Source organism: Haloactinospora alba, from assembly GCF_006717075.1.
GTDB lineage: Bacteria > Actinomycetota > Actinomycetes > Streptosporangiales > Streptosporangiaceae > Haloactinospora > Haloactinospora alba.
This window is the reverse complement of the sequence record NZ_VFQC01000001.1, coordinates 2,190,236-2,215,150: the sequence shown is the minus strand read 5'-3', so window position 1 is coordinate 2,215,150 and position 24,915 is coordinate 2,190,236. Positions and strand designations below refer to the sequence as shown.

Sequence of the window (24,915 nt, the reverse complement as noted above, 5' to 3'; positions counted from 1 at the left end):
CCCTGGTCGTGGTTGATGACGGGTCAGGTGTCGTCGGCGACGAACACCGTTTTGGTCTCGGTGAACGCGTCCAGCGCGTCGGGTCCGAGCTCCCGGCCGATGCCGGACTGCTTGACCCCGCCGAACGGGGTCCAGTGCCGGACGGCGGAGTGCGAGTTGACGGAGAGGTTTCCGGCCGCGACACCGCGGGACACCCGCAGCGCCCGACCGACGTCCCGGGTCCAGATGGATCCGGAGAGGCCGGTGTCGGTGGTGTTGGCGATCCGGACGGCCTCCTCCTCGGTGTCGAACGGCAGTACCGCCACCACGGGACCGAAGATCTCGTCGGTCACCGCGGGATCGGCGGGGGACACCGGGGCCAGCACGGTGGGCGGGAACCAGAAGCCGGGGCCGTCGGGCACGGAGCCCCGCATCGCGACCGGGGCGCCGTCGGGGACGTAGGAGGCGACCCGGTCGCGGTGGGCCGCCGAGATCAGGGGCCCCATCTCGGTGCCCGTGTTCCACGGGTCCCCCACGGCCACGCCGGCGACCGCTGGTTCCATCAGTTCCATGAACCTGTCGAACACGGAGCGCTGCACCAGGAGCCGTGACCGCGCGCAGCAGTCCTGGCCGGCGTTGTCGAACACGCCGTAGGGGGCGGCGGCCGCCGCCCGTTCCAGGTCGGCGTCGGCGAAGACGATGTTGGCGCTCTTGCCGCCGAGCTCCAGCGTGACGCGCTTCATGTCCTCGGCGCACGCCGCCATGATGCGTTTACCCACGCTGGTGGAGCCGGTGAACGCGATCTTGGCGACGTCCGGGTGGCGCACCAGGCGTTCGCCCGCCACGGCGCCCGTGCCCGGAACCACCTGCAGCACCCCCTCGGGGAGGCCCGCCGCCCGCGCCAGCTCCCCGAGCCGCACGGCGGTGAGCGGTGTCAGCTCGGCCGGTTTGACCACCACGGTGTTGCCCGCCGCCAGCGCGGGGGCCGCGCCCCACGTGAGGATCGGCATCGGGAAGTTCCACGGCACGATCACCCCCACCACGCCGAGCGGTTCGGCGAAGGTGACGCTCCATCCTCCCGGGGTGGGGATCTGCTTTCCGGAGTTGCGTTCCGGAGCGCCGGCGAAATAGGCGAGGACGTCCCGCGCCTGGGCGGCCTCGGCGCGGGCCTGGGTGATCGGGTGGCCGGCGTTGCGCACTTCCAGCTCGGCGAGCTCGTCGAGGTGCGTGTCGATCTCGGCGGCGAACGCGCGCAGCAGGGCGGCCCGCTCCCCGGGAGGTCGCGCGCTCCACGCCGGTTGCGCGGCCCGCGCCCGCGCCACCGCCGCGTCGGTCTCCTCCGCCGAGGCGAGGGCGACGGTGGTGACCGTCTCGTTGGTGGCCGGGTCGATCACCTCGATCGACGAGGGCTCTGTCACTGTGGTGCTCCTTTTCTTCCGCCGTCCTCACAACCGCTCGAAACAGCGGTACATCTCCCAGTCGGTCACCGCGGAGTCGAACGCGGCCAGCTCCACCCGCGCGTAGTTGGCGTAGTGGTCGACGACCTCGTCGCCCAGGGCGGTGCGGGCGAGTTCGCTCTTCTCCCACAGCTCCAGGGCCTCGCGCAGCGTCCCGGGAACGTTCGGCGCCTCCCCCGCGTAGGCGTTGCCGTCGCAGGGCTCTCCCGGCTCCAGCTCCCGGTCGATCCCGTCGAGCCCGGCCGCGATGAGAGCGGCTGTCGCCAGGTAGGGGTTGACGTCCCCGCCGGGGACGCGGTTCTCCACCCGCAGGCTGGGGCCGTGGCCGACGAGGCGCAGGGCGCAGGTGCGGTTGTCCCGTCCCCACGCCGCCGTGGTGGGGGCGAAGCTTCCGGGGACGTAGCGCTTGTAGGAGTTGATGTTGGGCGCCAGCAGCAGGGTGAGTTCGCGCAGCGCGGCGACCTGGCCTGCGAGGAAGTGCCGGCCCGCGGCGGAGAGTCCGTCGCTGTCAGCGAGGACGGGTGTGCCGTCGGCGCCCCGCAGGGAGATGTGGATGTGGCAGGAGTTGCCCTCGCGTTCGTTGGGTTTGGCCATGAACGTGATGGCCATGCCCTCCTGGGCGGCGATCTCCTTGGCCGCGTTCTTGTAGATGGAGTGCTGGTCGCAGGTGGCGACGGCCTCGTCGAACCGGAACGCGATCTCGTGCTGTCCCGGGTTGCACTCGCCCTTCGCCGACTCGACGTACAGCCCGGCCCCGTCCATCTCGTTGCGGACGCGCCGCAGCAGTGGTTCCACGCGGGCGCCGCCCAGCACGGAGTAGTCGACGTTGTAGCGGTTGGCCGGGGTGAGGTTCCGGTAGCCGCGGTCCCAGGCGTCCTCGTAGGAGTCGCGGTAGACGAGGAACTCCAGTTCGGTGCCCACCATGGCCCGCCAGCCCCGCTCGGTGAGCCGGTCGGTCTGGGCCTTGAGGACCTGCCGGGGCGAGGGAGCGACGGGAGAGCCGTCGTGCCAGGTGAGGTCTGCGGTGACCATGACCTGTCCGGGCTGCCATGGTGTGCGGCGCAGGGTGGCGAGGTCGGGACGCATGACGAAGTCGCCGTAGCCCGTCTCCCAGGAGGACATGGCGTAGCCGCCGACGGTGTTCATCTCGACGTCGACGGCGAGCAGGTAGTCGCACCCGTCGGTGCCGTGTTCGAGTACGTCCTCGAGGAAGAAGCGTCCGGAGAGCCGTTTCCCCTGCAGTCGTCCTTGCATGTCGGTGAAGGCCACCAGGACCGTGTCGATCTCGCCGGATTCGATGGCGGCGCGCAGCTCGCCCAGGGCGAGGGGGTGGCCGTTGTCGTTCGCGTGCACCCTGGAGCCTCCTTAAGGCTCAGAAGCAAACCATTTGTTGCATGGAAGCAGCTCCCCAGCGGAGTGTCAATGGGGTGCAACCTCCCTTGACAGCTGCGCTGTGCCCGGCGCATGATCGCTCAAATCACAGAAAGGACCGACCTTATACCTTTCGGTTCGCGGCCTTCCGGAACCGGCGGGATAGGGGCGGGGGACGGTCCCCAGCACCACCCAGCGTGAGGGGAGCGCACACTATGACCCAGCGGCCGCCGACGCATGCACACGGTGCCGGCTACGCGCACGTCGACGACGAGTACCTACGTAACCGCCAGCTGAGACGCGGAGCAGCGGGATGGCTGCTGCTCGCGGGGCTCGGCGTCTCCTACGTCATCTCCGGGGACTTCGCCGGGTGGAACTTCGGAATCGGTGAGGGCGGTTGGGGCGGGCTGCTCATCGCCACCGTCCTCATGGGCACGATGTACCTCTTCATGGTGCTCGGTCTGGCCGAACTGGCCTCCACCCTCCCCACGGCGGGCGCCGGATACGGGTTCGCCCGCCGCGCCATGGGGCCGATCGGCGGGTTCGCCACCGGAACGGCGATCCTCATCGAGTACTCCATCGCCCCGGCCGCGATCGCGGTGTTCATCGGCGGCTACGTCGAGGCGCTCGGGCTGTTCGGGATTACCAACGCCTGGCCGGTCTACCTCGCCTGTTACGCGGTGTTCGTCGGCATCCACGTGTGGGGCGTCGGTGAGGCGCTGCGACTGATGTTCGTCATCACCGGGGTGGCCATGCTCGCCCTGGCGGTGTTCACCGTCGGCATGATCCCCCGGTTCGACCCGGGGAACCTCGTCGACATCACCCCCACCGACGCGGCGGGAGCCAGCGCCTTCCTCCCGTTCGGGTACGCCGGGGTGCTCAGCGCATTCGTGTTCGGTATCTGGTTCTTCCTCGCCGTCGAGGGAGTCCCCCTCGCCGCGGAGGAAGCACGCAACCCGGCCCGGGACATGCCGCGCGGCATCATCGCGAGTATGGGCGTCCTGCTGGTGACGGCCGCCTGCATGCTGGTACTCGCACCCGGCGGGGCGGGCGCGAGCGCGCTCGCCAGCTCGGACAACCCCCTGCCCGAGGCGCTGCGGGAGGCCTACGGCGGCAACCCCCTGATCGCCGACATCGTCAACTACGTCGGCCTGGCAGGCCTCGTCGCCTCCTTCTTCTCCATCATCTTCGCCTACTCGCGGCAGCTGTTCGCGCTCTCCCGCGCCGGCTACCTGCCCCGGTGGCTCTCGGTCACCGGAAAACGCAAGACCCCCTACCTCGCCCTGATCGTGCCGGGAACCATCGGGTTCGCGCTGGCCACCGCCGTGGGCAACGGCGACAAGCTGATCAACATCGCGGTGTTCGGGGCCACCGTCTCCTACGCCCTGATGATGGTGTCGCACATCGTGCTGCGCCGCCGCGAACCGGAACTGCGGCGCCCCTTCCGCACACCGGGAGGAACCCTCACCACCGGAACAGCGCTGGCACTGGCGCTGTGCGCGGTGGCGGCGACGTTCTTCGTCGACATGGTGGGCGCGGGTATCGCCGCGGCCATATTCGCCGTGTTCCTCGTCTACTTCCTGACCTACTCCCGGCACCGGCTCGTGGCCAACGCCCCCGAGGAGGAGTTCGCCATGCTCGAGCGCGCCGAGTCCGAACTCAGCTGACCCCCGGGCGGTTCCGGGCCCCGTGCGGCGGACGCTGTTCGTCGCGGGCGGCGTGGCCAGCGCCGAGCCGGCACGGCCGGTGGCTGCTGCGCCGCCGGCGCGGCGCCGCGCGACGCGCGGCGGGACGAGCGTCCGTCCCACAGGGCCTAGGGTGGGGGCGGGAGCGGCAACTGTCGGAAAGGGCGCGATGCAGGACGGGGCGGAGCCACAGGTCGGCCCGGCGTTCGGCGCCGTTTTCCGCACGGTCCGCGGCGGGAACGCGTTCGAGGAGACCGTGGAGCGGCTGCTCTCGGCCATCAAGCTGGGCGTCGTGGTCCCCGGCGAGCGCTTCCCCGCCGAACGCGACCTCGCCGCCCGACTCGGAATCAGCCGGATCACGCTGCGCGAGGCCATCCGCGCACTCCAGGAGGCCGGGTACGTCGAGCCTCGCCGCGGCCGGGGCGGAGGCACCTTCGTCACCTACGTGCCACCCCGGCCCAGCCGCGAGGAGGCGCTGCGGGTGCTGCACACCCTCGACGGCGGTCTGGAGGACCTGTTCGCCTTCCGCCGCGTCCTCGAGGTCGGCGCGGGGGTCCGACTGGCGGAGACCGGCCTCACCAGCGAACAGCGCCAGCTGTTGAACACACGCCTCGCCGAGGTGGAGGCGGCCGCCGTGGAGGACTACCGCCGCCACGACACCGACTTCCACCTCACCATCGCCGAGCTCGCCGGTTCGGCCTCGCTGTCGACGACGCTGGCGGACGTCCGGATGCGGATCAACGAGCTGCTGAACGCGATGCCGATGCTGGCCAGGAACCTGGAACACAGCAACGTCCAGCACCGCACCATCGTCGAGGCGATCCTCGCCCAGGACCCGGACGCCACCCGCGCCGCCATCGGCGAACACCTGGAGGGCAGCGAGGTCCTGCTGCGCGCCTTCCTCGGCGAGCCGCGCCCCTGAGATCACCGCAGGGCGGGCTCGTCCAGCGTGAGCGTGCCGGCGTCCGCGTCCAGTGTCGCGCCGACCCCCAGCGGGACGGTGAGCTGCCCGCCGCAGTGCCCGAACCACAGTCCCCACACCACCGGCACACCCAGCGGAGCCAGCCGTTCCCGCATCAGTCTCCGGACCGCCTCCGGGTCCGGGGTGCAGTCCGTCCACGAGCCCAGCACAACCCCGGCCGCGTCCCGCAGCCACCCGCTGCGCAGCAGGTGGGTGACCATCCTGTCGATCCGCGAGACGTCCTCACCCACGTCCTCCAGAAGCACCAGCCCGCCCGCTGCCGAGGGGCGGCTGTGCGGGGCGGCGACACTGTCGCTGAGGAGGCTCAGGTTGCCGCCGAGCGTGACCCCGCGCGCGGTTCCGCCGAACAGGGGGCGCGCCCGCGGTGAGGTCAACCGCTGCCGGGACCGGGGGTCGAACAGGGTGGCGCGCAGTTCCTCCGCGCTGACCGCGTCCTCGGCGAAGTACCTGCTCGCCAGCACCGGACCGTGCAGGGTGGCGGCTCCGAGCTCGACGGCGAACGCCTCGTGCAACGCTGTCACGTCGCTGAACCCGACGAGGGGTTTGACCCGCCCCCGCCGCAGCGCGTCGAAGTCCAGCAGGTCCAGGACCCGGTGCGCGCCGTCGCCGCCGCGGGCGCAGAACACCGCTGAGGTGTCCGGGTCCAGCCAGGCATCCCGCAGGTCCCGCGCCCGGTTGGCGTCCTCGCCCGCCAGGTGGCGGAAGCCGGGATGACGGTCCCACAGGTGCGGTGCGGGAACCGGATCCAGCCCCCACGAGCGCAGGGTCCGCAGCGCCGTGGTGAGCTGGTCGCGCGCCACCGGGCTGCACGGAGCCACGACGGAGACCCGGTCGCCGGGCCGCAACCGCGGCGGCCGGGTGAGGCCGGGGCTCATCCGTGCGGCCGCAGCGCGACCGCGGCCGCGTCCGTCTCGAAACCGAACACCTGGGCGTACAGCGAGAGCTCGGCCTGCACCGCCGCGCGGACGCTCTCCGCCTTCCGGAAGCCGTGCTGCTCACCCGCGAACGTCAGGTAGGCGTGCGGTACGTCGCGGCCCTCGAAGCCCGCGAGGAACCGTTCGCACTGCACGGGCGGACAGATCTCGTCCTCCAACCCCTGGAGGAGGACGAAGGGCGCTGTGACGGAGGCGGCGTGGTTCACCGGCGAGCGCTGCTCGTAGCGCTCCCTCTCCCGCGGCCACGGGCCGACCAGGGTTTCCAGGTACTGCGACTCGAAGTCGTGCGTCTCGCCGGTGCGCCATCCCACCAGGTCCACGATCGGGCACAGGATCGTCCCGCACTGGAAGACCGACGTGAAGGCGAGCGCCGCGGCGGTGGTCCACCCCCCGGCGCTGCCGCCTCGGATGGCCAGCCGCTGCGGGTCCACGGAGCCTTCCTCGCCCAGCTCCCGGGCCACCGCCACGCAGTCCTGCACGTCGACGACCCCCCAGTTCCCGCGGAGCCGCTCCCGGTAGGCGCGGCCGTAACCGGTGGAACCGCCGTAGTTCACCTCCACGACGCCCAGACCGCGGCTGGTGAAGTAGGCGATCTCCCGGTCGTGCACCATGGGCGAGCGGCCCGTCGGACCGCCGTGGGCCCAGACGACGTACGGGGGGAGCTCCCCGTGCGGCGCGGCCGCGTCCGGGTTGCGCGGCGGGTACAGACTGGCGTGGATCTCGCGTCCGTCCGGGCCGGTGAACCGCCGTTCCCGCGGATTCGGGAAGTAGGCGCGGTGGGGGTCGTCCTCGGCCGCTCCGGACGCCCTGTTCAGCGGCTGCCACGTTCCGTCGGAAAGGGAGACGGCGACCACCTCGGCCGGGATGTCGGGGGAGGCGGCGATCCCCACGAGGGTCCGGCCGTCCGCGCCCGCGACGGCGAGTTTGGCCGTCCACTCGGTGTGCGGGCTCGCTAGGTCCGTGATGTCTCCCGTGTCCGGCGCGAGGATCCCCAGCGAGAGCGCTCCCCGCCCGTGCAGCGTGGCGAGCCGGCCGTCGCGCAGCGGTAGCAGCCACCGCTGGCCCAACTGCCACAGGGGGCCGCCGAACTCCTCCTCCCGCCGGGCCAGGTTCACCGGTTCCGGCGGGGCGCTGCTCGGGGCGGTGCCGCCCTCCGGCTCAGGCAGGGTGATCCGGTGCGGGTTCCACCAGCCGGAGGGGTCGGTGACGCAGTACAGCGTGGTCTCACCGGACCACTCTGCCTGCACCACGGCCTCGTCGTCGCCGCCCGCGAGGGTGCGTACCCCCGACGCCGTTCCGTCCGCCGCGATCTCGGCGACGTACAGGAACGTGGAGTCCCACGGCATGTTCGGGTGGTCCCAGCCGATCCAGGACAGGCGCCGACCGTCGGGGGAGACGCGCGGACACGCGAGGAAGCGGGGCCCCGAGGCCACCACCCGCACCGCGCCGGCGTCCCGCGCCGCCGACCCGTCCAGCGGCACGGCGACGAGCGCCCGTGCCACGTCAGTGGGTGCCGGGCCGGTGCGGGTCTCGCGCAGGCACCACACCTCGTCCCCGCCGGGTCCGGCGACGGGTTCCACGTACCGCACGGCGCTGGGAACCCCGGGCTCCGGGGTGAGGGGCGCGGGGGAGCGGTCGGAGTCCGGGGGGTGGCGGTACAGCCGTTGGTCGCTGAACTCGCTGAAGACGAGCGTCGTCCCTTCCGCGCCGCGCAATGCGGTGTAGGGCTGACCGCCGTACTCGTGCACCCGACTGCGGACGTTCCACGGGGAGGGCAGAACCGTCGCGGCCTCCCCGGCTTCCCTCAGCCGTCTCCGGCACACGGTGACCCGCCCGCCCTCCGCGGGTCGGGACTCCGTCCAGAAGACCTCGTCGCCGAGCGCCGCGGGCCAGTTGGGCGCGCCGCTGCGGTGGGCGACGTCGTCGGCCGATATCGGGGAGGGCCATGAACCGTGCGGCAGGATGCGTTGTGTCACCGTGAGTCCTTGCTCCTTGTCAGACTGTCGTGAGGAACCGGTCCAGTACCCGCACACCGAACGTGAGGGAGTCGACGGGCACCCGTTCGTCAACACCGTGGAAGAGCGCGCCGTAGTCCAGTGACGGCGGAAGGCGCAACGGGGAGAAGCCGTACCCGGGGATGCCGAGCTCGGAGAACTGTTTGGCGTCGGTGCCGCCGGAGAGGCAGACCGGGACGACGTGCGCATCGGGGTCGTGCGCGAGCAGCGCCTCCCGCATCGCCGCGAACACGGGGGAGTCCACGGGGGAGAGCAGTGCGGGGGAGCGGTGGGTGTACTCCCACTCCACGCGGTCCCCGGTGAGCTCGTCGAGAGTGGTGTGGAACTCCTCGGCGCAGCCGGGAAGGATCCGCCCGTCCACCAGGGCGGAAGCCCTTGAGGGGATGACGTTGACCTTGGAGCCGGCCTCCAGCACGGTCGGGTTCGTGCTGTTGCGGAGCGTGGACCGCACGAGGGAGGCGGCCGGGCCGAAGTCCGCCAGCACGCTCTCCAGGTCCCGCTGCGGGTCGAAGCCGGCATCGTCCGGGTCGACCGGCCTGCCCACGGCGTCCCCGATCCCGGCCAGGGCCGCCCGGGTGACGGGTGTGAGCCGGACCGGCCAGGCATGGGAGTCGATGCGGGTGACCGCGGCGGCCAGCGCTCCCACCGCGTTGTCGTCGTTGGCCTTGGAGCCGTGGCCGGCGGTGCCGGAGGCTGTCAGCCGCAACCACGCCGAGCCGCGCTCTCCCGCGCCGACCGGGTACAGCCGTACGGGCTCACCGGAAACGGTCCGCGCGTGGAACGTGAACGCGCCCGACTCGCTGACGCCCGCGGCGCAGTCGGAGAAGAGCGAGGGGTGCTCGCGCACCAGCCACTCCGCGCCGTAGGCGGCGCTGTCCTCCTCGTCCGCGGTGAACGCGAGCACGATGTCCCGGCGCGGCCGCGTCCCGGTGCGCGCCCAGGAACGCACCAACGCGAGCAGCATGGCATCGGTGTTCTTCATGTCCACCGCGCCACGGCCGAAGACCGTCCCGTCGCGGACCTCGCCGGAGAACGGGGGCGCGCTCCACAGCTCCGGGTCCGCCGGCACCACGTCCAGGTGGCCGTGTACGAGCAGCGCGGGGGCGTCGGGATCGTTCCCCCGGACCCGGGCGACCACGTTGGCGCGGCCGGGAGCCGACTCCAGGATCCGCGGGGAGAGACCCGCCTCGCCCAACCGCGCGGCGACGTACTCCGCGGCGGGGCGTTCCCACCCCTGGCCTCCCCCGTGATTGGTGGTGTCGATCCGGATCAGTTCGGACGTGAACCGGACGACCTCGGCATCGGCGGTCCGGTCGGTGGCCTGCGTCTCGCTCGTCATGGTGCCGGACAGCCAGGGCCGCTCCCCGCTGGTGGAGCGCGCTGTCCTACTCCTTTCCGGTGGAACGTCCGGCGGGTCCGCTGCGCGGGCACGGCGGCACGTTTCGGGCGTGCCCCGCACCGGGCAGCGCGCCTACCCGTAGCTGGTCTCGGCCGCGTTGGAGATCAGGGTGGTAACCGCCTTGAAGGTGCGGATCATCTCGTAGGCGCTCGGGGAGGTGTAGCGCACCCGCCGGGTGCCGACCCGGCCGACCCCGGGAACGAGCGTCGCCGCGCCGGCCAGGTGGGAGGCGTCCGTCTCGACCTCCACGGTGAGCGGGTCGCGGCGCCCCGGTCCGGTGTTTCCTGCCAGCGCGACGGCCTGCTCGGCGCCGGCCGCGATGTCGGTGAACGTGCGGGAGGGAGGACGGCACACCGCGGCGTAGCGCGACACGCACTCCTTGACCGTCACGGTGCGGGCGTCGGGGGCGTAGGAGGCGGCGTCCGCGCACGCCCGGTCGTCGCCGGTGACCAGAACGACCGGGCAGCCGTGCTCGGCGGTGACGCGGGCGTTGAGGCGCCCCTCGCTCGCGGGTTCCCCGTCGAGCCACACCCCCGTGATGGAGTTCGGCAGGTAGGTGTGCGCGAGGACCCCGCTGTCCCCGGCGCCGCTGTGGTACCCCAGGAACGCCGCACCGTCCGTGTCCCCGTGCTGCACGCCCTCGACCATGGACAGGTCCTTGTGCCTGCCGGTCAGCATCGTGGCGCGCTCGTCGAGCTGCTCCAGCAGGAGGTTCCGCATGGTGGAGTGCGCCTCGTTCACCACGACCTCGGAGGCGCCGCCGGCGAGGAACCCGGCGATCGCGCCGTTGACATCCGAGGTGAACATGGCGCGGCAGCGCTGCCACTGCTCCGTTCCCGGTTCCACATCCGCGCCCCAGGTGACCCCGGTCGCGCCTTCCATGTCGGCGGAGATGAGGATCTTCACGGGGCGAGCCTAACGACTCGCCGCGACCGAGACCAGGCTCTGCCCGGCGGACAGAGCCTAGAGCTGCGTGAGGATCTCGGCGCCCTCGTCGGTGATGTGCAGGGTGTGCTCGAACTGGGCCGTGGGCCTCCGGTCCGCGGTGACCACGGTCCATCCGTCGTCCCACACGTCGTAGTCGACCGTGCCCAGCGTGATCATGGGCTCGATCGTGAACGTCATCCCGGGCTGTATGACGGTGGTCGCCCCCGGGTCGTCGTAGTGCGGGATCACCAGTCCGGAGTGGAACTCCGGGCCCACACCGTGGCCGGTGAAGTCGCGCACCACCCCGTAACCGAACCGCTTCGCGTAGGACTCGATCACCCGGCCGATCACGTTGATCTGGCGCCCGGGGCGGCACGCCCTGATGGCACGCGAGGTGGCCTCACGGGTGCGTTCCACCAGCGATCGGGTCTCCTCGTCGACGTCGCCGGCGAGGAACGTCGCGTTCGTGTCGCCGTGGACACCGTTGATGTAGGCGGTGATGTCGATGTTGACGATGTCGCCGTCGCCGATGACGGTGTCGTCGGGGATGCCGTGGCAGATGACCTCGTTGAGCGAGGAGCACAGCGACTTGGGGTATCCCTTGTACCCCAGGGTGCTCGGGTAGGCCCCGTGGTCGCAGAGGAACTCGTGGCCGACACGGTCGAGCTCGTCCGTGGTCGTTCCCGGAGCGACGTGGCGGCCGACCTCCTGCAGCGCCTGCGCGGCGATGCGTCCCGCCTCGCGCATGGCCTCCACGGTCTCGGCGGACTGGACGTCGCCGCGCACCCCCTCGGTGGGGTGCTTCTTGCCAACGTACTCCGGCCGCGTGATATGGCGCGGCACCGAACGGGGTGGGGAAACACGCCCGGGAACCAACGGGGTAGTCATGACTGCCAAGTGTAGTTCCCAAGCGACACCCAAAGGTCCGCGTCGGAAACGGAATGTGCGGGTAGGGACCGGATGCACGGACGTAACGCCGTAACGGGTCCAACAGGAGTTGGGTATGAGTGACTGGGAGAACAACACTCCTGAGGATCAGCAGTGGTGGTACTGCCTCAGGCACAGCAAACCGGAACAGGGTCCCGGGTGTCCCGGGAAGTACCGGTTGGGTCCCTATCCCGATGAGGCCACCGCCGCCGCTGCGCTGAGCACCGTAGCCGAACGCAACGAGGCCTGGGACGAACAGGACGACCGGGACTGAACAACACTAGTCGGGGATGCGCGGACCACTGACGAGGTCGAGGAACCGGGAAACCCGTTCACGCAGTCCAGCACTGGCGGAACCCTCCCGCGGATCCCCGGCTGCTGTGCTGACCAGGTGTTGCAGACCGTCGAACGTCAACGGCGCGGCCTCCGGGGTCAGACTGAGCGCCTCGTGCGCGAGCGCCCCCAGCTCTCGGTCCCCCTGGTCCATGGAGAGAACGGTGGCCCCCTTCCGGCGCGCGTCGTCGACCCGTTCCAACAGGGGAACGGGGGCCTCCTCCTCGGAGTTCACCACGAACAGGGTGTCCCCCCGCCGGGTGTCGGACAGCCGCTCGAGACCGATGCCGAGGTGGGCGGGGGCATCGGGGGGCGGGCTCCACCGCACCAGGCTCGGGGAGAGCTGGGGAAGGCCGGCGTAGCGGCTCTCGTCGTCCAGGTGCGCGGCCAGGTGCCACGGTTCCTCACCCGGTGTCCCCATCAGTAACAACCCTCCCGCCTCCCGGGTGCGGCGAAGAGCTTGGGCGAACTTCTCACTGCGTTCCACCCACGGGGTCGATGCGAGGAGGTCGCGCAGTACCGCTACGTGATGGGCGTCCATCCGCCCATGCTGCCGTATACATCCCCGCTGCCGCAGCAGGACCCGACACCCGGACCACTGGTGTCCCCTCGCTGATCCACAACTGGAATGATCGGGTACATGTCAGAACAGCAGAAATCTCCCTACGATCTTCCCGATATCAGCGGACTGTCCGTGAGTGTGCTGGGAGGAACCGGTGACCAGGGCCGGGGCCTGGGGCTGCGGCTCGCCATGGCTGGGCACGACGTGGTACTGGGGTCGCGCAGCGCCGAGCGTGCCCAGGCGGCGGCCGACGAGCTCGGTGCGCACCTGGGGGTCCGTGGTGCGGACAACGCCCGGGCCGCGCGGGAGGGCGACATCGTGATCGTTGCCGTTCCCTGGGACGGGCACCGGGAGTTGCTCGCCTCGCTCGCGGAACCACTCGCGGGCAAGATCGTCGTGGACTGCGTGAACCCCCTGGGGTTCGACAAGCGCGGCCCCTACGCGCTGCAGGTCGAGGAGGGCAGCGCTGCCCAGCAGGCCGAGGCCGTGCTGCCCGACAGCCGGGTGGTCGCGGCGTTCCACCACGTCTCCAGCGTGCTGCTGCTGGACCCGGCGGTCGACGAGGTCGAGCTGGACGTCCTGGTGCTCGGGGACGACCGGGACGCCACCGACACCGTGCGCGCCCTGGCGAGCCGGATATCCGGGATGCGCGGGATCTACGGCGGGCGGTTGCGCAACGCCCACCAGGTGGAGGCGCTCACCGCGAACGTGATCGCCGTCAACCGGCGTTACAAGGCCCACGCGGGACTTCGCGTCACTGACGTCTGACCGGCCGGCCCGGGCGTCCCCGCGGTGTGCCCGGGCCAGCCGCGAACCACCGGATGCGGCCTACATCCAGCTGTTGAGCTTCTCGATGAGCGCGACGGGGTCACCGCCGACCGGGGTCACGTTCAGGTTGGTGACTCCGGCCTCCCGGAAGGCCTCGACCCGCTCGCGCACGTAGGACTCCGGGCCGACGAGGTTCGTGAGCTCCACCATCTCGTCGGGGACCGCGGCGGCGGCCTCGTCCTTCTTCCCGTCGAGGTAGAGGTCCTGGATCTTCTCCGCGGCTTCCTCGTACCCGTAGCGGCGGGCGACGTTGTTGTAGAAGTTCGCCCCCTTGGCGCCCATACCCCCGACGTACAGCGCGATCATCGGTCGGGTGAGGTCGGCGAGCTTGCGCGTCTCCTCGTCCTCACCGATGGCGAGCATCCCGCCGGCGGAGATCTCCAGCTCCCCCAGCGCCGGGTCCCGCTTGGCCTTACCGGCCGCCAGCGCGTCCCCCCAGACCCTGTGGGCTTTCTCCGGAATGAAGAGGTGGGGGAGCCATCCGTTGGCGATCTCGGCGGTCATCTCCACGTTCTTCTCCCCGAGCGAGGCCGCGTAGATGGGGATGGAACCGCGCACCGGGTGGTTGATGATCTTCAGTGGTTTGCCCAGGCCGGTGCCCTCCTCGGGGGGAAGCGGCAGGGTGACGGTTTTCCCGTCGTGGCTGAGCCGGTCCTCGCGGGCCCAGACCTTGCGGCACACCTCGACCACGTCCCGGGTGCGCGCCAGTGGCTTGCGGTAGGGGACACCGTGCCACCCCTCGATGACCTGGGGGCCGCTGGCGCCCAGTCCCAGCACGGCGCGCCCGTCGGAGAGGTAGTCCAGTCCGGCCGCGGTCTGTGCGATCAGGGTGGGGGTGCGGCTGTACAGCGGGAGGATGGCCGAACCGATGTTGACCCGCTCGGTGCGGGCCGCGAGGTAGCCCATCAGAGTGGGGCTGTCGTACCCGTACAGCTCGGCTACCCAGACCGTGTCCAGGCCGACCTTTTCCAGTTCGGCCACCTGCTCGACGGCCTCTTTCGGCTCTCCGGCGTACTGCAGCGGCATGGAGATGCGCATCGTGCCTCCGTTTGTCATCGCGCTGAATCCCCTGATTCTACCGCTGAGTAATATTCGGTTCGGGGTTGGTCATCCCGAGCCGGAGGGCGGGCCCTCCGGCTCGGGAGCTCTCAGGTGAAGGAGTGCTCGGAGTCCGGGAAGTCCCCCGCGACGACCTCGTCCGCGAAACTCCGCGCCGCCTGGGTCAGGGTGTCGGCGAGGTTGGCGTAGGTCTTGACGAACGACGCCGTCGTCGGGCTGAGACCCGCCATGTCCTGCCACACGAGAACCTGCGCGTCCGTGCCGTCGCCGGCGCCGATGCCGATCGTGGGAACGGACAGCTGCTCGGTGACCTGGCTGGCCAGCTCGGCCGGAACGCACTCCAGGACCACGGAGAAGGCACCGGCGTGTTCCAGCTCCTTGGCGTCGGCGAGCAGGCGTTCCCGGGCGTCGCCGCGCCCCTGGACCCGGTAGCCGCCCAGGGTGTTCACCGACTGCGGGGTGAGCCCGACGTGTCCCATGACCGGGATGCCGGCCGAGACCAGGGCCTCCACCTGGTGGGCCACGCGCCGGCCGCCCTCCAGCTTGACGGCCTGCGCACCGCCCTCCTGCATGAACCGGGCGGCCGTGTCCAGCGCCTGCTGCGAGGAGCCCTGGTAGGACGCGAAGGGCAGGTCCGCCACGACCAGAGCGCGCCTGGTGGAGCGGGCGACCGCCGCCGTGAGCGGGAGCAGCTCGTCCACCGTGACCGGAACGGTCGATTCGTAGCCGTAGACGACCATCGCGGCGGAGTCCCCGACGAGCAGCACCGGGATGCCGGCCTCGTCGAACACACGCGCGGTGAGGGCGTCGTAGGCGGTCAGCATGGGCCAACGCTCGCCGCGCTCCCGGGCCTGAGCGATGTCACGCACGGTTACGCGGCGGTTGGAGTTCCCCCCGTACAGAGGGGAGGCGGCGGTTGTCATGTGCAGCTCCTTCAGCCTCGAGGCGCCGTGGCGGCGTCCCCGGACGGTTACCGGTACGGGGCCGGTCTCGCACCGGTGGCAGAGGCCACCGGCCCCTCCACCACATCATGGCACGTGGTGTTTTCCGCGGCATTGGTGAGGTAGCTGACATTCCCGCAGGAATTGTCCTACCTGTACGGGACGCTTCCCGGGCGGGAGCGAGTTGTCCCGGGCGGCGCGGCACACGTACGCGAGCGGACGCTTGCGTGGTGGTGCGTGGGTGTGCCGTGCGGCACTGAACTATCTTGTTGTTGAGATTCCGTTATTCGGTATATGGGAGCTTTGCGTGGATTCGTTATCGGTGTACCGCAGACGGTGGGGCATACTCGCTGTGCTCGTCATCAGCCTGCTCGTGGTGGTGCTGGACAACACCATCCTCAACGTGGCACTGCGGGTGATATCCGACCCGGAGCAGGGGATCGGCGCCAGCCAGGGAGAACTCGCCTGGTCGGTGAACTCCTACACACTCGTCTTCGCCGGGCTGCTGTTCACCTTCGGGATCATCGGCGACCGCGTCGGTCGCAAACGCGTCCTCCTCACCGGACTGGCCATCTTCGGCCTGGGGTCCCTGGCCGCCGCGTACTCCCAGGAGCCGCAGCACCTCATCTGGGCCCGCACCGTCATGGGACTCGGCGGCGCGGCCATCATGCCCCAGACACTGGCGATCATCACCAACGTCTTCCCGTCCGACGAACGGGGCAAGGCCATCGGTATCTGGGCCGGTGCCGTGGGACTGGCCCTGGGGATCGGTCCGCCGCTGGGCGGTTTCCTGCTGGAACACTTCTGGTGGGGGTCGGTCTTCCTCATCAACGTCCCGGTCACCGGAATCGGCCTGCTCTTGATGGCGCTGCTGGTCCCCGAGTCGCGCAACGAGGAGCCCGGGAAACTGGATCCGGTCGGGGTGGTCCTGTCCATCATCGGCCTCGTCCTGCTGGTGTACGGCATCATCGAGGCCGGTGAACGCAGTTCGCTGGCCGAACCGGACGTCGCCGGCGCCATCCTCGCCGGTCTGGCGGTACTGGCCGGGTTCCTCTACTACGAGTCGCGCTGCGAGTACCCGGCGCTCAACGTGCGCCTGTTCCGCAACCCCCGGATGTCCGTGGCGGTCGTCGCCATCATGATGATGTTCTTCGCCATGGCCGGGGTCCTGTTCTTCATCACCTTCTACTGGCAGAGCGTGCGCGAGTTCACCCCGCTGCACGCCGGGCTGCTGGTGCTTCCCATCGCGGCCGCGCAGATGATCGTCTCCCCCCTGGCGCCCCATCTCGTCACCAGGTTCGGTCCCAAGCTCGTCGGTGCCGTCGGCGTGGTGCTGCTGTCCCTGGCGCTGGGCTACTACTCCACGATCGGCCTCGACACCCCGGTATGGACGATCGAGGTGGCGTTCTTCCTGCAGGGGACCGGAGTCGCGATGGTGATGACCCCGGCCACCGTCTCCATCATGTCCTCGGTCCCGCAGGACCAGGCCGGAGCCGCGTCCGCGGTGCAGAACACCGTCCGGCAGGTGGCCACGGCCCTGGGAGTGGCCGTTCTCGGCGCGGTGCTCTCCGCCGTCTACCGTTCGCACATGGCACCCGAGCTCGCGGGACTGCCCCGCCAGGTGCGCCGGGACGCCGGTGAGTCCATCGAGGCGACCATGGCGGTCGTGCCGCGGCTGGGTGAGCGCGGGCAGGAGCTGGTGGCTCCGGCCAAGGACGCGTTCCTGCAGGGTATGCATTCCGCCGCGTTGTGCTCGATGGGTATCGGGCTGCTCTGCCTCGTGGTCGTACTCGTCTGGATGCCGCGCGAGGCCCCCGCCACGGCCGCCACCGCGCCGGAGGGCGAGGACTCCGGGAAAGGCTCCGAAGGCGACCTCTCGGAGGAGGGGAGGTGACCACGGCCTCCTGCCCGGTCCGGTCCCTCCGCAGGAGTGAAACGTGTGATTGTCTTTCTATTCCGAGCAGAATATTAGTTTGTGTCGTATTCGTGTAGATTATGGTTCAATGCCGCTTTTTGGATGTTTGGTGCGGATGGCGGTGGGTCAGAACGGAATGGTATAGACCGAATGTGAAAAAATACTTGGCGCGGGGGGATACGCTGTTATTCGATCGTGCTGAGGAGAGCTATGGCGACGGCTCATGATATTCCGGACATCCTTTCCGAGGAGTTCACCGCCAACCCCTACGCGGCGTACCGGGCCATGCGGCAGGACGCCCCACTGATCTGGCACGAGGGAACACAGAGCTACATCATTTCGCGGTACGAGGACGTGCGCCGCGCGTTCAAGGAGTCAGCGTTCACGACCGCCAACTACGACTGGCAGCTGGAACCGGTGCACGGCCGCACGATCCTGCAGCTGGACGGGCGGGAGCACGCGGTGCGCCGCGCCCTGGTGGCGCCCGCGTTCCGCGGGAGCGAACTGCAGGACAAGTTCCTGCCGGTGATCGAGCGCAACAGTCGGGAACTCATCGACGGGTTCCGCGACGCCGGCAGCGTGGAGCTCGTGTCGCAGTTCGCGACGCGCTTTCCCATCAACGTCATCGTCGACATGCTCGGCCTGGACACGTCGGACCACGACCGGTTCCACCGCTGGTACACTTCGATCATCGCGTTCCTCGGGAACCTCTCGCAGGACCCCGGAATCATCGAGGACGGCATGCGCACCCGGGAGGAACTCGCCTCCTACATGCTCCCCGTCATCCAGCGCCGGCGGGAACACCCGGGCGGTGACCTGCTCTCCAACCTGTGCCAGGCGGAGATCGACGGCACGTCGATGAGCGACGAGGAGATCAAGGCGTTCTGCAGTCTGCTGCTCGCCGCGGGCGGGGAGACCACGGACAAGGCCATCGCGAGCATGTTCGCGAACCTCGCGCAGCACCCGGAACAGCTGGCCGCGCTGCGCCACGACCGCGAGCTCATCCCGAAGGCGTTCGTGGAAACCCTGCGCTACACGCCACCCGTCCACATGATCATGCGCCAACCGGGCTCCGACGTCACCCTCAGCGGTGGCACGGTCCCCGCGGGCAGTACCGTCATCTGCCTCATCGGTGCCGCCAACCGTGACGAGCGGCAGTACTCCGACCCGGACACGTTCGACATCTTCCGGGAGGAGACGGACACCACGCGTTCGTTCACCGCAGCCGCCGACCACGTGGCGTTCGCTCTCGGACGCCACTTCTGCGTCGGTGCCCTGCTCGCCGAGACGGAGGTGCGGGTGGCGACGAACGACCTGCTGGACGCCATGGACGACATCCGTCCCGCGGACGGCGCCGTCCCCACAGAACAGGGGGTGTTCACCCGCGGTCCCGCCACCGTGCCCCTCCGGTTCACCCCGCGGGCGCGTAGCACCCCGAGGTGAACCGGCCTTTGGAGGCCGTGGACGGTCACATCCGCAGCGCCGCGCCGCGTACCGGTCCCGGCCGACGCGGCGCGGCGCGCCCGGCCACGCGTGGTGGCGCCGCCGGCCTCCGGCGCGGTGGCGCTCACCCCTGCCGCAGCTCGGGAACCGTCGGCGTGAACACCACCGGCAGCGAGAACAGGCCACGCATCCATACCGAGGGCCGCCAGTGGAGTTCCCGGGAGGGGACCGCGAGCTCGAGGTCGGGCAGCCGGTCCAGCAGCACCTCGATCGCTGTGCGGGCGATGATTTCGGCGAGCTCCGGTGCGGGGAACGGGCAGCCGTGCTCTCCGTTCCCGAAGGACATGTGGGCCCGGTTGACCCCGAAGTCCTCCGAGGCCTCGGGATCGACCCGCGGGTCGGTGTTGGCCGCGGAGAGGCCGAGAACCAGCAGATCCCCCCGTCTCACCTGCCAACCGCCCACCTCACAGGCCTGTACGGCCCAACGGCCGATGAAGTTCTGGGTCGGCGTGTTCTTCCACAGCACCTCGTTCAGCGCCTGTCCGGGACTGCTGCGTCCGCCCTGCAGCGTCACCGAGAAGTCGTCGTCCAGGAGCATCAGCCGCAGGGCGTTGCCGATCCAGTTGCCGGTGGGCGCCTGGGCGGCGGCCATCACCACGAGCAGGTCGATGACGATCTCGTCGACGCTGAGGCCGGCGGGATGGTCCAGCAGCTTCGACGGCACGTCCTCCCCGCGCTGCGCGCTCCGCGCCGTGACGAGCTCGCGCATCCTGTCGTGCACGCGCTGGTGCGCTTTGGCAGCGTCCTCGTGGACGTCGAGCGAGTCGAGGATGTCGTCGACCAGCGCGGGGATCTCGGACTCGGGCAACCCGTACAGGCGGGCGATGACCCCGGCCGGTATCTGGTGCGCGTACTGGGAGACCAGGTCCGCGCGCCCGTCTCCCACGAAGGTGTCGACGATCCCGTCCGCGACCTGTTCGCATATCTCCCGCAGCTCGGTGCGGTCCGTGTCGTCGAGCGCGTCCCCCAGGGCTCCGGCACGGCGCTGGTGCTCGGTCCCCTCCGCGAACATCACCGAGGGCGTCCATCCCACGTAGGGCATGAGCGGCCAGTCGTCGGGGATGTGGTCCCAGACGTTCCACCGGCGGCAGTCGCGGGCGAACAGTTGCGGATTGCTGGTGACATGGTGCAGCTCCCGGTATCCCAGGACGAACCAGGCGGGTATGTCGCCGTCGAGCAGGATCGGCGCGACCGAGTCGAAGCGTTTGCGCAGGTCCCGGTACAGGGCGGCGGGGTCGCCGGTGATGTCCGGGCCGTAGAATCGTACGGCGTTCCTGTGGTCGGGGTACCGCGCCAGGAGCGGCGATGACGTGCCCTGGGGCGGTACGGCGGGGTCGGGAGTGCTGGGAGTGTGCGTCACGGCGTACCTTCCCGGTCCGGCTGCTGGTTCGGGTCTGCCAGGTGGTGGACGAGCGTGATGAGGACGTTCTTGCACGAGTCCCGCCTCCGCGCGTCGCACTCGAGCAGGGGCACCTCCTCCGAGAGGGAGAGCGCCTCACGCACCTGACCGAGGTCGGGTCCGGGGCGGAAACGGTTGACGGCCACCACGAACGGCATGCGGTGGTGCTCCAACCGGTCGATGGAGTACCAGGAGTCCTCCACCCGGCGCGTGTCCACCATGACGACGGCACCGAGGCTTCCGGAGAAGAGCTGGTTCCACAGGAACCAGAAGCGTTCCTGACCGGGTGCTCCGAAAAGGTAGAGCACCTTGTACTCGTTGATGGTGATACGGCCGAAGTCGAACGCGGCGGTGGTGGCCGTCTTGCTCCGCACGCCGCTGGTGTCGTCGACCCCCGTGCTCGCCTGGGTCATGGTCTCTTCGGTGCTCAGCGGGCGGATCTCGCTGACGGACCCCACCATGGTCGTCTTGCCCACTCCGAAACCGCCGACGACCACGAGTTTCAGCGCGTCCCGAGCGGCGTTCGGCAGGGGAGTCCGGGGAGTGGGCACCGGTTGCTCAGAGACGTTGGAGCGCATGCAGCACCTGTTTCAGGGTGTCGGAGTCGGGAGAGTGTGCCTGCGTGGGCGCCGATGAGGGGTGGCGGGCGGTGACCCGGCCGGTGTCCATGAGATCGCGAAGCAGGATACGCACCGCTGTCACGGGCAGCTCGAGTTCGGCGGAGAGCTCCACCACCGCCACAGGGCGCTGGCACAGGTGCAGGATCCTGACGTGTTCCGACTGCATGCCGGCTGTGGGAGCGCACTCGCTGACGATGAGCGTGACCGTGTCAAGCTCCTCCTCCGTGCGGCTGCGTCCACTGGTCACGGCGTAGAGGCGGTCCGGTCTCTCGTTGTCGATGGAGCGTCGGTTCATGGCGTTCGGACTTCGCGCTCGGAGAGGCGGGGTGGTGCCGTGAGGTGCCAGCCGATCTGTTCCACCAGCTCGTTCATGTTGTGGCCGACGATGCCGACGTCGGCGTCCTCCTCGGTGAGCGCGGCCAGGTGCGCTCCGTCGCCCGCCTGCACGATCAGCAGGAGCCCACCGCCGAACTCCACCATCGCCTGCCCGGGGCCGATGCTGTCGCCGAACTCGGCTGAGGCGCTCAGCGACAGGCTCTGGATACCGGCCGCTATCGCCGACAACTGGTCGGCCTTGTCCTCGTCCAGCCCCGGGGTGAAGCACAGTTTGAGGCCGTCCCGCGACAGTACGAGGGCGTGCTGCATACCGGGCGTTTTCTCCAGGAGGTTCTCAAGTAGCCAATCAAGGCTGCGATCCGTGGTACTCATACGCGGTTACGGGTCACGACGCCGTGCCTGCCGGTCTCGTGACCAGCTCCTCCTATCCTGTGCTCCAGTTCGGTCTCGGCGGAGAAGACGCCCACCGCGCGAGCGGGGTGTCGCCTGCCGGCCGTGTGCGTCCCGGTGGGACCCGTGGGGACGGCCGATCGTGGGGGTGTCTTCCCGGAGTCCCGGATGCCGGGAGGGCACCTACCGGTCTTCCGCCTCCTGGTTCCCGGCACCGGGACCGGTTCTCCCTGACTGGCGGAAAGCGGCGAACCTGGTGGCCGGATCGGTCCGCTCCCGTGGGACATGCGCGTTCGGCGCGGACGTCGGCCGGGGCGCGGACGCCAATGTGGAGCCGCGACGCCGCTTGGGAAGGTCCCCGTCCTGCTGCTGCCGTGTTTCGTTCTCCCGGTTCCCGTCCTCCTGCGGCGCCGTCCTCGGAGCCTCGGGAACCCGCCGCGACCCCCCGTCCGCGCTGCCGTGGACCGTTCGCGGCTCCTTCGCGGCGGGCTCGCTGGGTGTAGTGAGCTCGTCGACGAGCGGTTTCGGATGCGTGATGAGACGGCGCGGTACGAGCAGGACCACGCCGGTCCCGCCCCGGGAGGAGGGCCGGAAGTTGACGGTGAGGCCGTACTTGTCCGCGATACGCCCCACGACGGCCAGCCCCAGGCGGGTGCCGGGGAGGGTCGTCAACGCCCGTGACTCGGAAACGAGCTGCTCCGCACGCTGCCGTTCCCGGGAGCGCATTCCCAACCCGCTGTCCTCCACCACGATCGCCACACCGTGGTCCACCTCCTCCACGAACACGTGGACCTCGGTGTTGGTGGCGGAGAACGAGGTGGCGTTGTCCATCACCTCGGCCAGCGCGTGCATGACCCCTTCGGCGGCGTGTCCGGCGACGGCGGCGGTGCTCGTGAAGTTCAGCCGAACCCGTCGGTAGGCCCAGATGCGGCTCACGGCCCCGCGGAGGATGCTCTCCATCGCGACGGGTCTGGTCCAGCGGCGCCCGGAGCGCCCGCCGCTGAGGAGGGCGAAGCTGTCCGCGAGTCTTCCCGTCTGCGCGGCCCGGTGGTCCAGCTCCAGCAGGTCACCGAAGACCGAGGGCTGATCCCCGTAGCGGTCCTCCAGACTCCGCAACTGGGCGAGCATGGTGGTGACCTGGGCCTGCACCCGGGCCGCGGCACTGGCGCACGCGCTCATCGCGGAGGAGCCGCGCCGTTCCGCCTTCCTGACCTCCCGGGCCATACCGTCCCGCAGGTGTGCCAGTGCCTCGTTGCTCACCCGCCCGGTGCCGGAGAGCCGCGTCTCGGCCGGTGTCTCCGGGGCGCCGCGTTCCCCGATGGCGGGGAGGACCTCGTCGGCGAGGTAGCGCGCCTCCTCCTCGAATGCGCGTATCTCCGCCTCGAGGGCGGCGACGCGGGCGTCCAGCCACGAGCCGTGTTCCCGAAACGCGCGCGCGGCGGCGGCGTGGTAGGTGGCGGCGGCGAGGGCGGCGGAGAGCAGGAGACCAGTGGTTCCGCCGTACACGGCCACGAACGGTTCCGTGCGGGCGGGCGCGGCGAACACGGTCCAGAGCAGCGCGCAGGCAGCGAGGACGGCGACGGTGACGAAGACGAACGCGGCCTGCTGGGCGGCCGGAAGACGAGTGTGACTACGCTCGGACAGACGTGGTGCCATGGACAAGGGTCCTCTGGTCAGTCGGGGGCTGACGAGGCCGACCGGGAATTCTCGCTGGTATCCCGCGATAGGGAAACGCACGGATGGGAATTCCGTGGCGCTCCCGTCGGACTGGTTGGGACCCTAACGCAATCGTCTGTGGCGGTGGGGCGTTATTCGGATATTCGTTCGTGTCATGTGTCCGGGATTGCCGGTTTCAGAGTTCCTTGCCCGCTCGGCGTCCGACCACCCCGTGATCGCGACATTTCTCGCTTCGGACGACAAAGGAATTGAACATTCTGAAACCGGCGCATTCCGGTCTACAGCGTCGGTAGGTAGCGCTGGATCTCGTAGGGGGTGACCTGGCGGCGGTAGTCCTGCCACTCGGCCTTCTTGTTCCGCAGGAAGAAGTCGAACACGTGCTCCCCGAGAGTCTCGGCGATGAGCTCGCTGCTCTCCATGGCGCGGATCGCCTCGTCCAGGCTCTGCGGGAGCGGTGCGATGCCGAGCGCGCGCCGCTCCGCGTCGGTCAGCGCCCACACGTCGTCCTCGGCGCCGGGCGGCAGCTCGTAGTCCTCCTCGATCCCCTTCAGCCCCGCCGCGAGGATGACGGCGAAGGTCAGGTAGGGGTTGCACGCCGTGTCCAGGGAACGGAACTCGATCCTGCTGGACGTCGACTTGGCGGGTTTGTACATCGGCACCCGAACCAGGGCGGAACGGTTGTTGTGCCCCCAGCAGATGTAGGCCGGTGCCTCGTCCCCGGCGCCGGCGGAGGCCGTGGGGTGGTCCCACAGCCGCTTGTAGGAGTTGACCCACTGGTTGCAGACCGCGGTGATCTCGCTCGCGTGCCGCAGCACCCCGGCGATGAACCCCCGTCCGACCTTGGACAGCTGGTACTCCGCCCCCGGCTCGTAGAAGGCGTTCCGGTCGCCCTCGAACAGGGACATGTGCGTGTGCATGCCCGAGCCCGGGTGCTCGGTGAACGGTTTGGGCATGAACGTGGCGTACACGCCCTGCTCCATCGCCACCTCCCGCATGACCAGGCGGAAGGTCATGATGTTGTCGGCGGTGGTCAGCGCGTCGGCGTACCGCAGGTCGATCTCCTGCTGGCCCGGTCCGCCCTCGTGGTGGCTGAACTCCACCGAGATCCCCATGGCCTCCAGCATGTTGATGGCGTTGCGCCGGAAGTCGTGGGCGCTGTTGTGCGGCGTGTGGTCGAAGTAGCCACCGGAGTCGTTGGGTTCGGGGGCCTCGCCGCCGGTGGGCATGTTCTTCAGCAGGTAGAACTCGATCTCGGGGTGGGTGTAGAAGGTGAACCCGAGGTCGGAGGCCCGCTGGAGCTGCCGCTTGAGGACGTACCTCGGGTCGGCGTAGCTGGGGGAGCCGTCCGGCATCATGATGTCGCAGTACATGCGGGCGGTGCCGTGCGGCTCGTTGCGCCACGGCAGCACCTGGAACGTCGACGGGTCGGGCTGGGCCAGCATGTCGGCCTCGTACACCCGGGCGAACCCCTCGATCGCCGAGCCGTCGAACCCTATGCCCTCGGTGAACGCGGCTTCCAGCTCGGCAGGGGCCACGGCCACCGACTTGAGATAGCCGAGTATGTCGGTGAACCACAACCGCACGAAGCGGATGTCGCGTTCCTCCAATGTGCGGAGAACGAATTCCTGTTGTCGGTCCACTCCCATCACCCCCTGCTCGTTACGCCTGCCGCTTC

Annotated in this window: 22 protein-coding genes; 6 read left to right on the top strand and 16 right to left on the bottom strand. The window is 70.0% G+C overall.

Annotated elements, in window-relative coordinates; all coding sequences use genetic code 11:
• Positions 1–23: 23 nt before the first annotated feature.
• Positions 24–1,397: an aldehyde dehydrogenase family protein gene (locus FHX37_RS09955; protein WP_141923658.1), complete on the bottom strand. Its 1,374-nt coding sequence runs from the start codon at positions 1,395–1,397 to the stop codon at positions 24–26.
• Positions 1,398–1,424: 27 nt separating this feature from the next.
• A complete protein-coding gene (locus FHX37_RS09950) occupies positions 1,425–2,789 on the bottom strand; it encodes a glutamine synthetase family protein (protein ID WP_141923657.1) in 1,365 nt (454 codons plus the stop codon).
• A gap of 233 nt (positions 2,790–3,022) precedes the next feature.
• On the opposite strand from FHX37_RS09950, the gene eat reads away from it, so the two are divergent.
• Together eat and FHX37_RS09940 are read left to right on the top strand one after the other, a co-directional pair.
• Positions 3,023–4,474 (top strand): ethanolamine permease, encoded by a 1,452-nt coding sequence (gene eat / locus FHX37_RS09945; RefSeq protein WP_141923656.1) that lies wholly within the window; start codon positions 3,023–3,025, stop codon positions 4,472–4,474.
• Between the two features lie 187 nt (positions 4,475–4,661).
• Positions 4,662–5,414, top strand: coding sequence for a FadR/GntR family transcriptional regulator (locus FHX37_RS09940; protein ID WP_141923655.1), 753 nt, complete (start codon positions 4,662–4,664; stop codon positions 5,412–5,414).
• A 2-nt stretch (positions 5,415–5,416) separates the two neighbouring features.
• On the opposite strand, the gene FHX37_RS09935 is transcribed toward FHX37_RS09940, so the two are convergent.
• The 5 genes from FHX37_RS09935 to map form a co-directional block, all read right to left on the bottom strand.
• Complete coding sequence (locus FHX37_RS09935) at positions 5,417–6,349, bottom strand: S66 peptidase family protein (protein WP_141923654.1); 933 nt, start codon at positions 6,347–6,349, stop codon at positions 5,417–5,419.
• Positions 6,346–8,385, bottom strand: a complete 2,040-nt coding sequence (locus FHX37_RS09930) for a S9 family peptidase (RefSeq protein ID WP_141923653.1) — start codon at positions 8,383–8,385, stop codon at positions 6,346–6,348. The genes FHX37_RS09935 and FHX37_RS09930 overlap by 4 nt, the downstream gene beginning before the upstream one ends.
• Before the next feature lie 19 nt (positions 8,386–8,404).
• Entirely contained in the window at positions 8,405–9,763 is a 1,359-nt protein-coding gene (locus tag FHX37_RS09925; RefSeq protein WP_141923652.1) for a M20/M25/M40 family metallo-hydrolase, read from the bottom strand.
• A 132-nt stretch (positions 9,764–9,895) separates the two neighbouring features.
• Entirely contained in the window at positions 9,896–10,729 is an 834-nt protein-coding gene (locus FHX37_RS09920) for a M55 family metallopeptidase (protein WP_141923651.1), read from the bottom strand.
• Positions 10,730–10,786: 57 nt separating this feature from the next.
• Positions 10,787–11,638 carry a type I methionyl aminopeptidase gene (map, locus tag FHX37_RS09915; RefSeq protein WP_141923650.1) on the bottom strand — a complete coding sequence of 284 codons (852 nt, stop codon included), beginning with the start codon at positions 11,636–11,638 and terminating at the stop codon, positions 10,787–10,789.
• 115 nt (positions 11,639–11,753) lie between these two features.
• Here map and FHX37_RS09910 point away from each other — a divergent pair, with 115 nt between their 5' ends.
• Positions 11,754–11,951: a hypothetical protein gene (locus FHX37_RS09910; RefSeq protein ID WP_141923649.1), complete on the top strand. Its 198-nt coding sequence runs from the start codon at positions 11,754–11,756 to the stop codon at positions 11,949–11,951.
• 6 nt (positions 11,952–11,957) lie between these two features.
• Here FHX37_RS09910 and FHX37_RS09905 read toward each other — a convergent pair whose 3' ends face one another.
• Positions 11,958–12,551 (bottom strand): hypothetical protein, encoded by a 594-nt coding sequence (locus FHX37_RS09905; protein WP_141923648.1) that lies wholly within the window; start codon positions 12,549–12,551, stop codon positions 11,958–11,960.
• A 99-nt stretch (positions 12,552–12,650) separates the two neighbouring features.
• Here FHX37_RS09905 and npdG point away from each other — a divergent pair, with 99 nt between their 5' ends.
• Entirely contained in the window at positions 12,651–13,340 is a 690-nt protein-coding gene (gene npdG / locus FHX37_RS09900) for an NADPH-dependent F420 reductase (protein WP_141923647.1), read from the top strand.
• A gap of 60 nt (positions 13,341–13,400) precedes the next feature.
• Here npdG and FHX37_RS09895 read toward each other — a convergent pair whose 3' ends face one another.
• Complete coding sequence (locus FHX37_RS09895) at positions 13,401–14,438, bottom strand: LLM class F420-dependent oxidoreductase (protein WP_141925165.1); 1,038 nt, start codon at positions 14,436–14,438, stop codon at positions 13,401–13,403.
• Between the two features lie 110 nt (positions 14,439–14,548).
• Positions 14,549–15,382 (bottom strand): 3-methyl-2-oxobutanoate hydroxymethyltransferase, encoded by an 834-nt coding sequence (gene panB, locus FHX37_RS09890; protein ID WP_141923646.1) that lies wholly within the window; start codon positions 15,380–15,382, stop codon positions 14,549–14,551.
• A gap of 325 nt (positions 15,383–15,707) precedes the next feature.
• On the opposite strand from panB, the gene FHX37_RS09885 reads away from it, so the two are divergent.
• Together FHX37_RS09885 and FHX37_RS09880 are read left to right on the top strand one after the other, a co-directional pair.
• Positions 15,708–17,294, top strand: coding sequence for an MFS transporter (locus FHX37_RS09885; RefSeq protein WP_246062222.1), 1,587 nt, complete (start codon positions 15,708–15,710; stop codon positions 17,292–17,294).
• A 231-nt stretch (positions 17,295–17,525) separates the two neighbouring features.
• On the top strand, positions 17,526–18,758 hold the full coding sequence (locus FHX37_RS09880; protein WP_141923645.1) for a cytochrome P450: 1,233 nt from the start codon (positions 17,526–17,528) through the stop codon (positions 18,756–18,758).
• 124 nt (positions 18,759–18,882) lie between these two features.
• On the opposite strand, the gene FHX37_RS09875 is transcribed toward FHX37_RS09880, so the two are convergent.
• The 6 genes from FHX37_RS09875 to glnA form a co-directional block, all read right to left on the bottom strand.
• Positions 18,883–20,178, bottom strand: coding sequence for a cytochrome P450 (locus FHX37_RS09875; RefSeq protein WP_394344489.1), 1,296 nt, complete (start codon positions 20,176–20,178; stop codon positions 18,883–18,885).
• A complete protein-coding gene (locus tag FHX37_RS09870) occupies positions 20,175–20,795 on the bottom strand; it encodes a GTP-binding protein (RefSeq protein WP_141923644.1) in 621 nt (206 codons plus the stop codon). The genes FHX37_RS09875 and FHX37_RS09870 overlap by 4 nt, the downstream gene beginning before the upstream one ends.
• Positions 20,776–21,132, bottom strand: coding sequence for a DUF742 domain-containing protein (locus tag FHX37_RS09865; RefSeq protein WP_141923643.1), 357 nt, complete (start codon positions 21,130–21,132; stop codon positions 20,776–20,778). Before FHX37_RS09865 ends, FHX37_RS09870 begins: the two co-directional genes overlap by 20 nt.
• Complete coding sequence (locus FHX37_RS09860) at positions 21,129–21,545, bottom strand: roadblock/LC7 domain-containing protein (protein ID WP_141923642.1); 417 nt, start codon at positions 21,543–21,545, stop codon at positions 21,129–21,131. Before FHX37_RS09860 ends, FHX37_RS09865 begins: the two co-directional genes overlap by 4 nt.
• Before the next feature lie 201 nt (positions 21,546–21,746).
• Positions 21,747–23,219: a sensor histidine kinase gene (locus tag FHX37_RS09855; RefSeq protein WP_141923641.1), complete on the bottom strand. Its 1,473-nt coding sequence runs from the start codon at positions 23,217–23,219 to the stop codon at positions 21,747–21,749.
• 299 nt (positions 23,220–23,518) lie between these two features.
• Positions 23,519–24,880 carry a type I glutamate--ammonia ligase gene (glnA, locus tag FHX37_RS09850; RefSeq protein ID WP_211351790.1) on the bottom strand — a complete coding sequence of 454 codons (1,362 nt, stop codon included), beginning with the start codon at positions 24,878–24,880 and terminating at the stop codon, positions 23,519–23,521.
• Between the last annotated feature and the right edge of the window lie 35 nt (positions 24,881–24,915).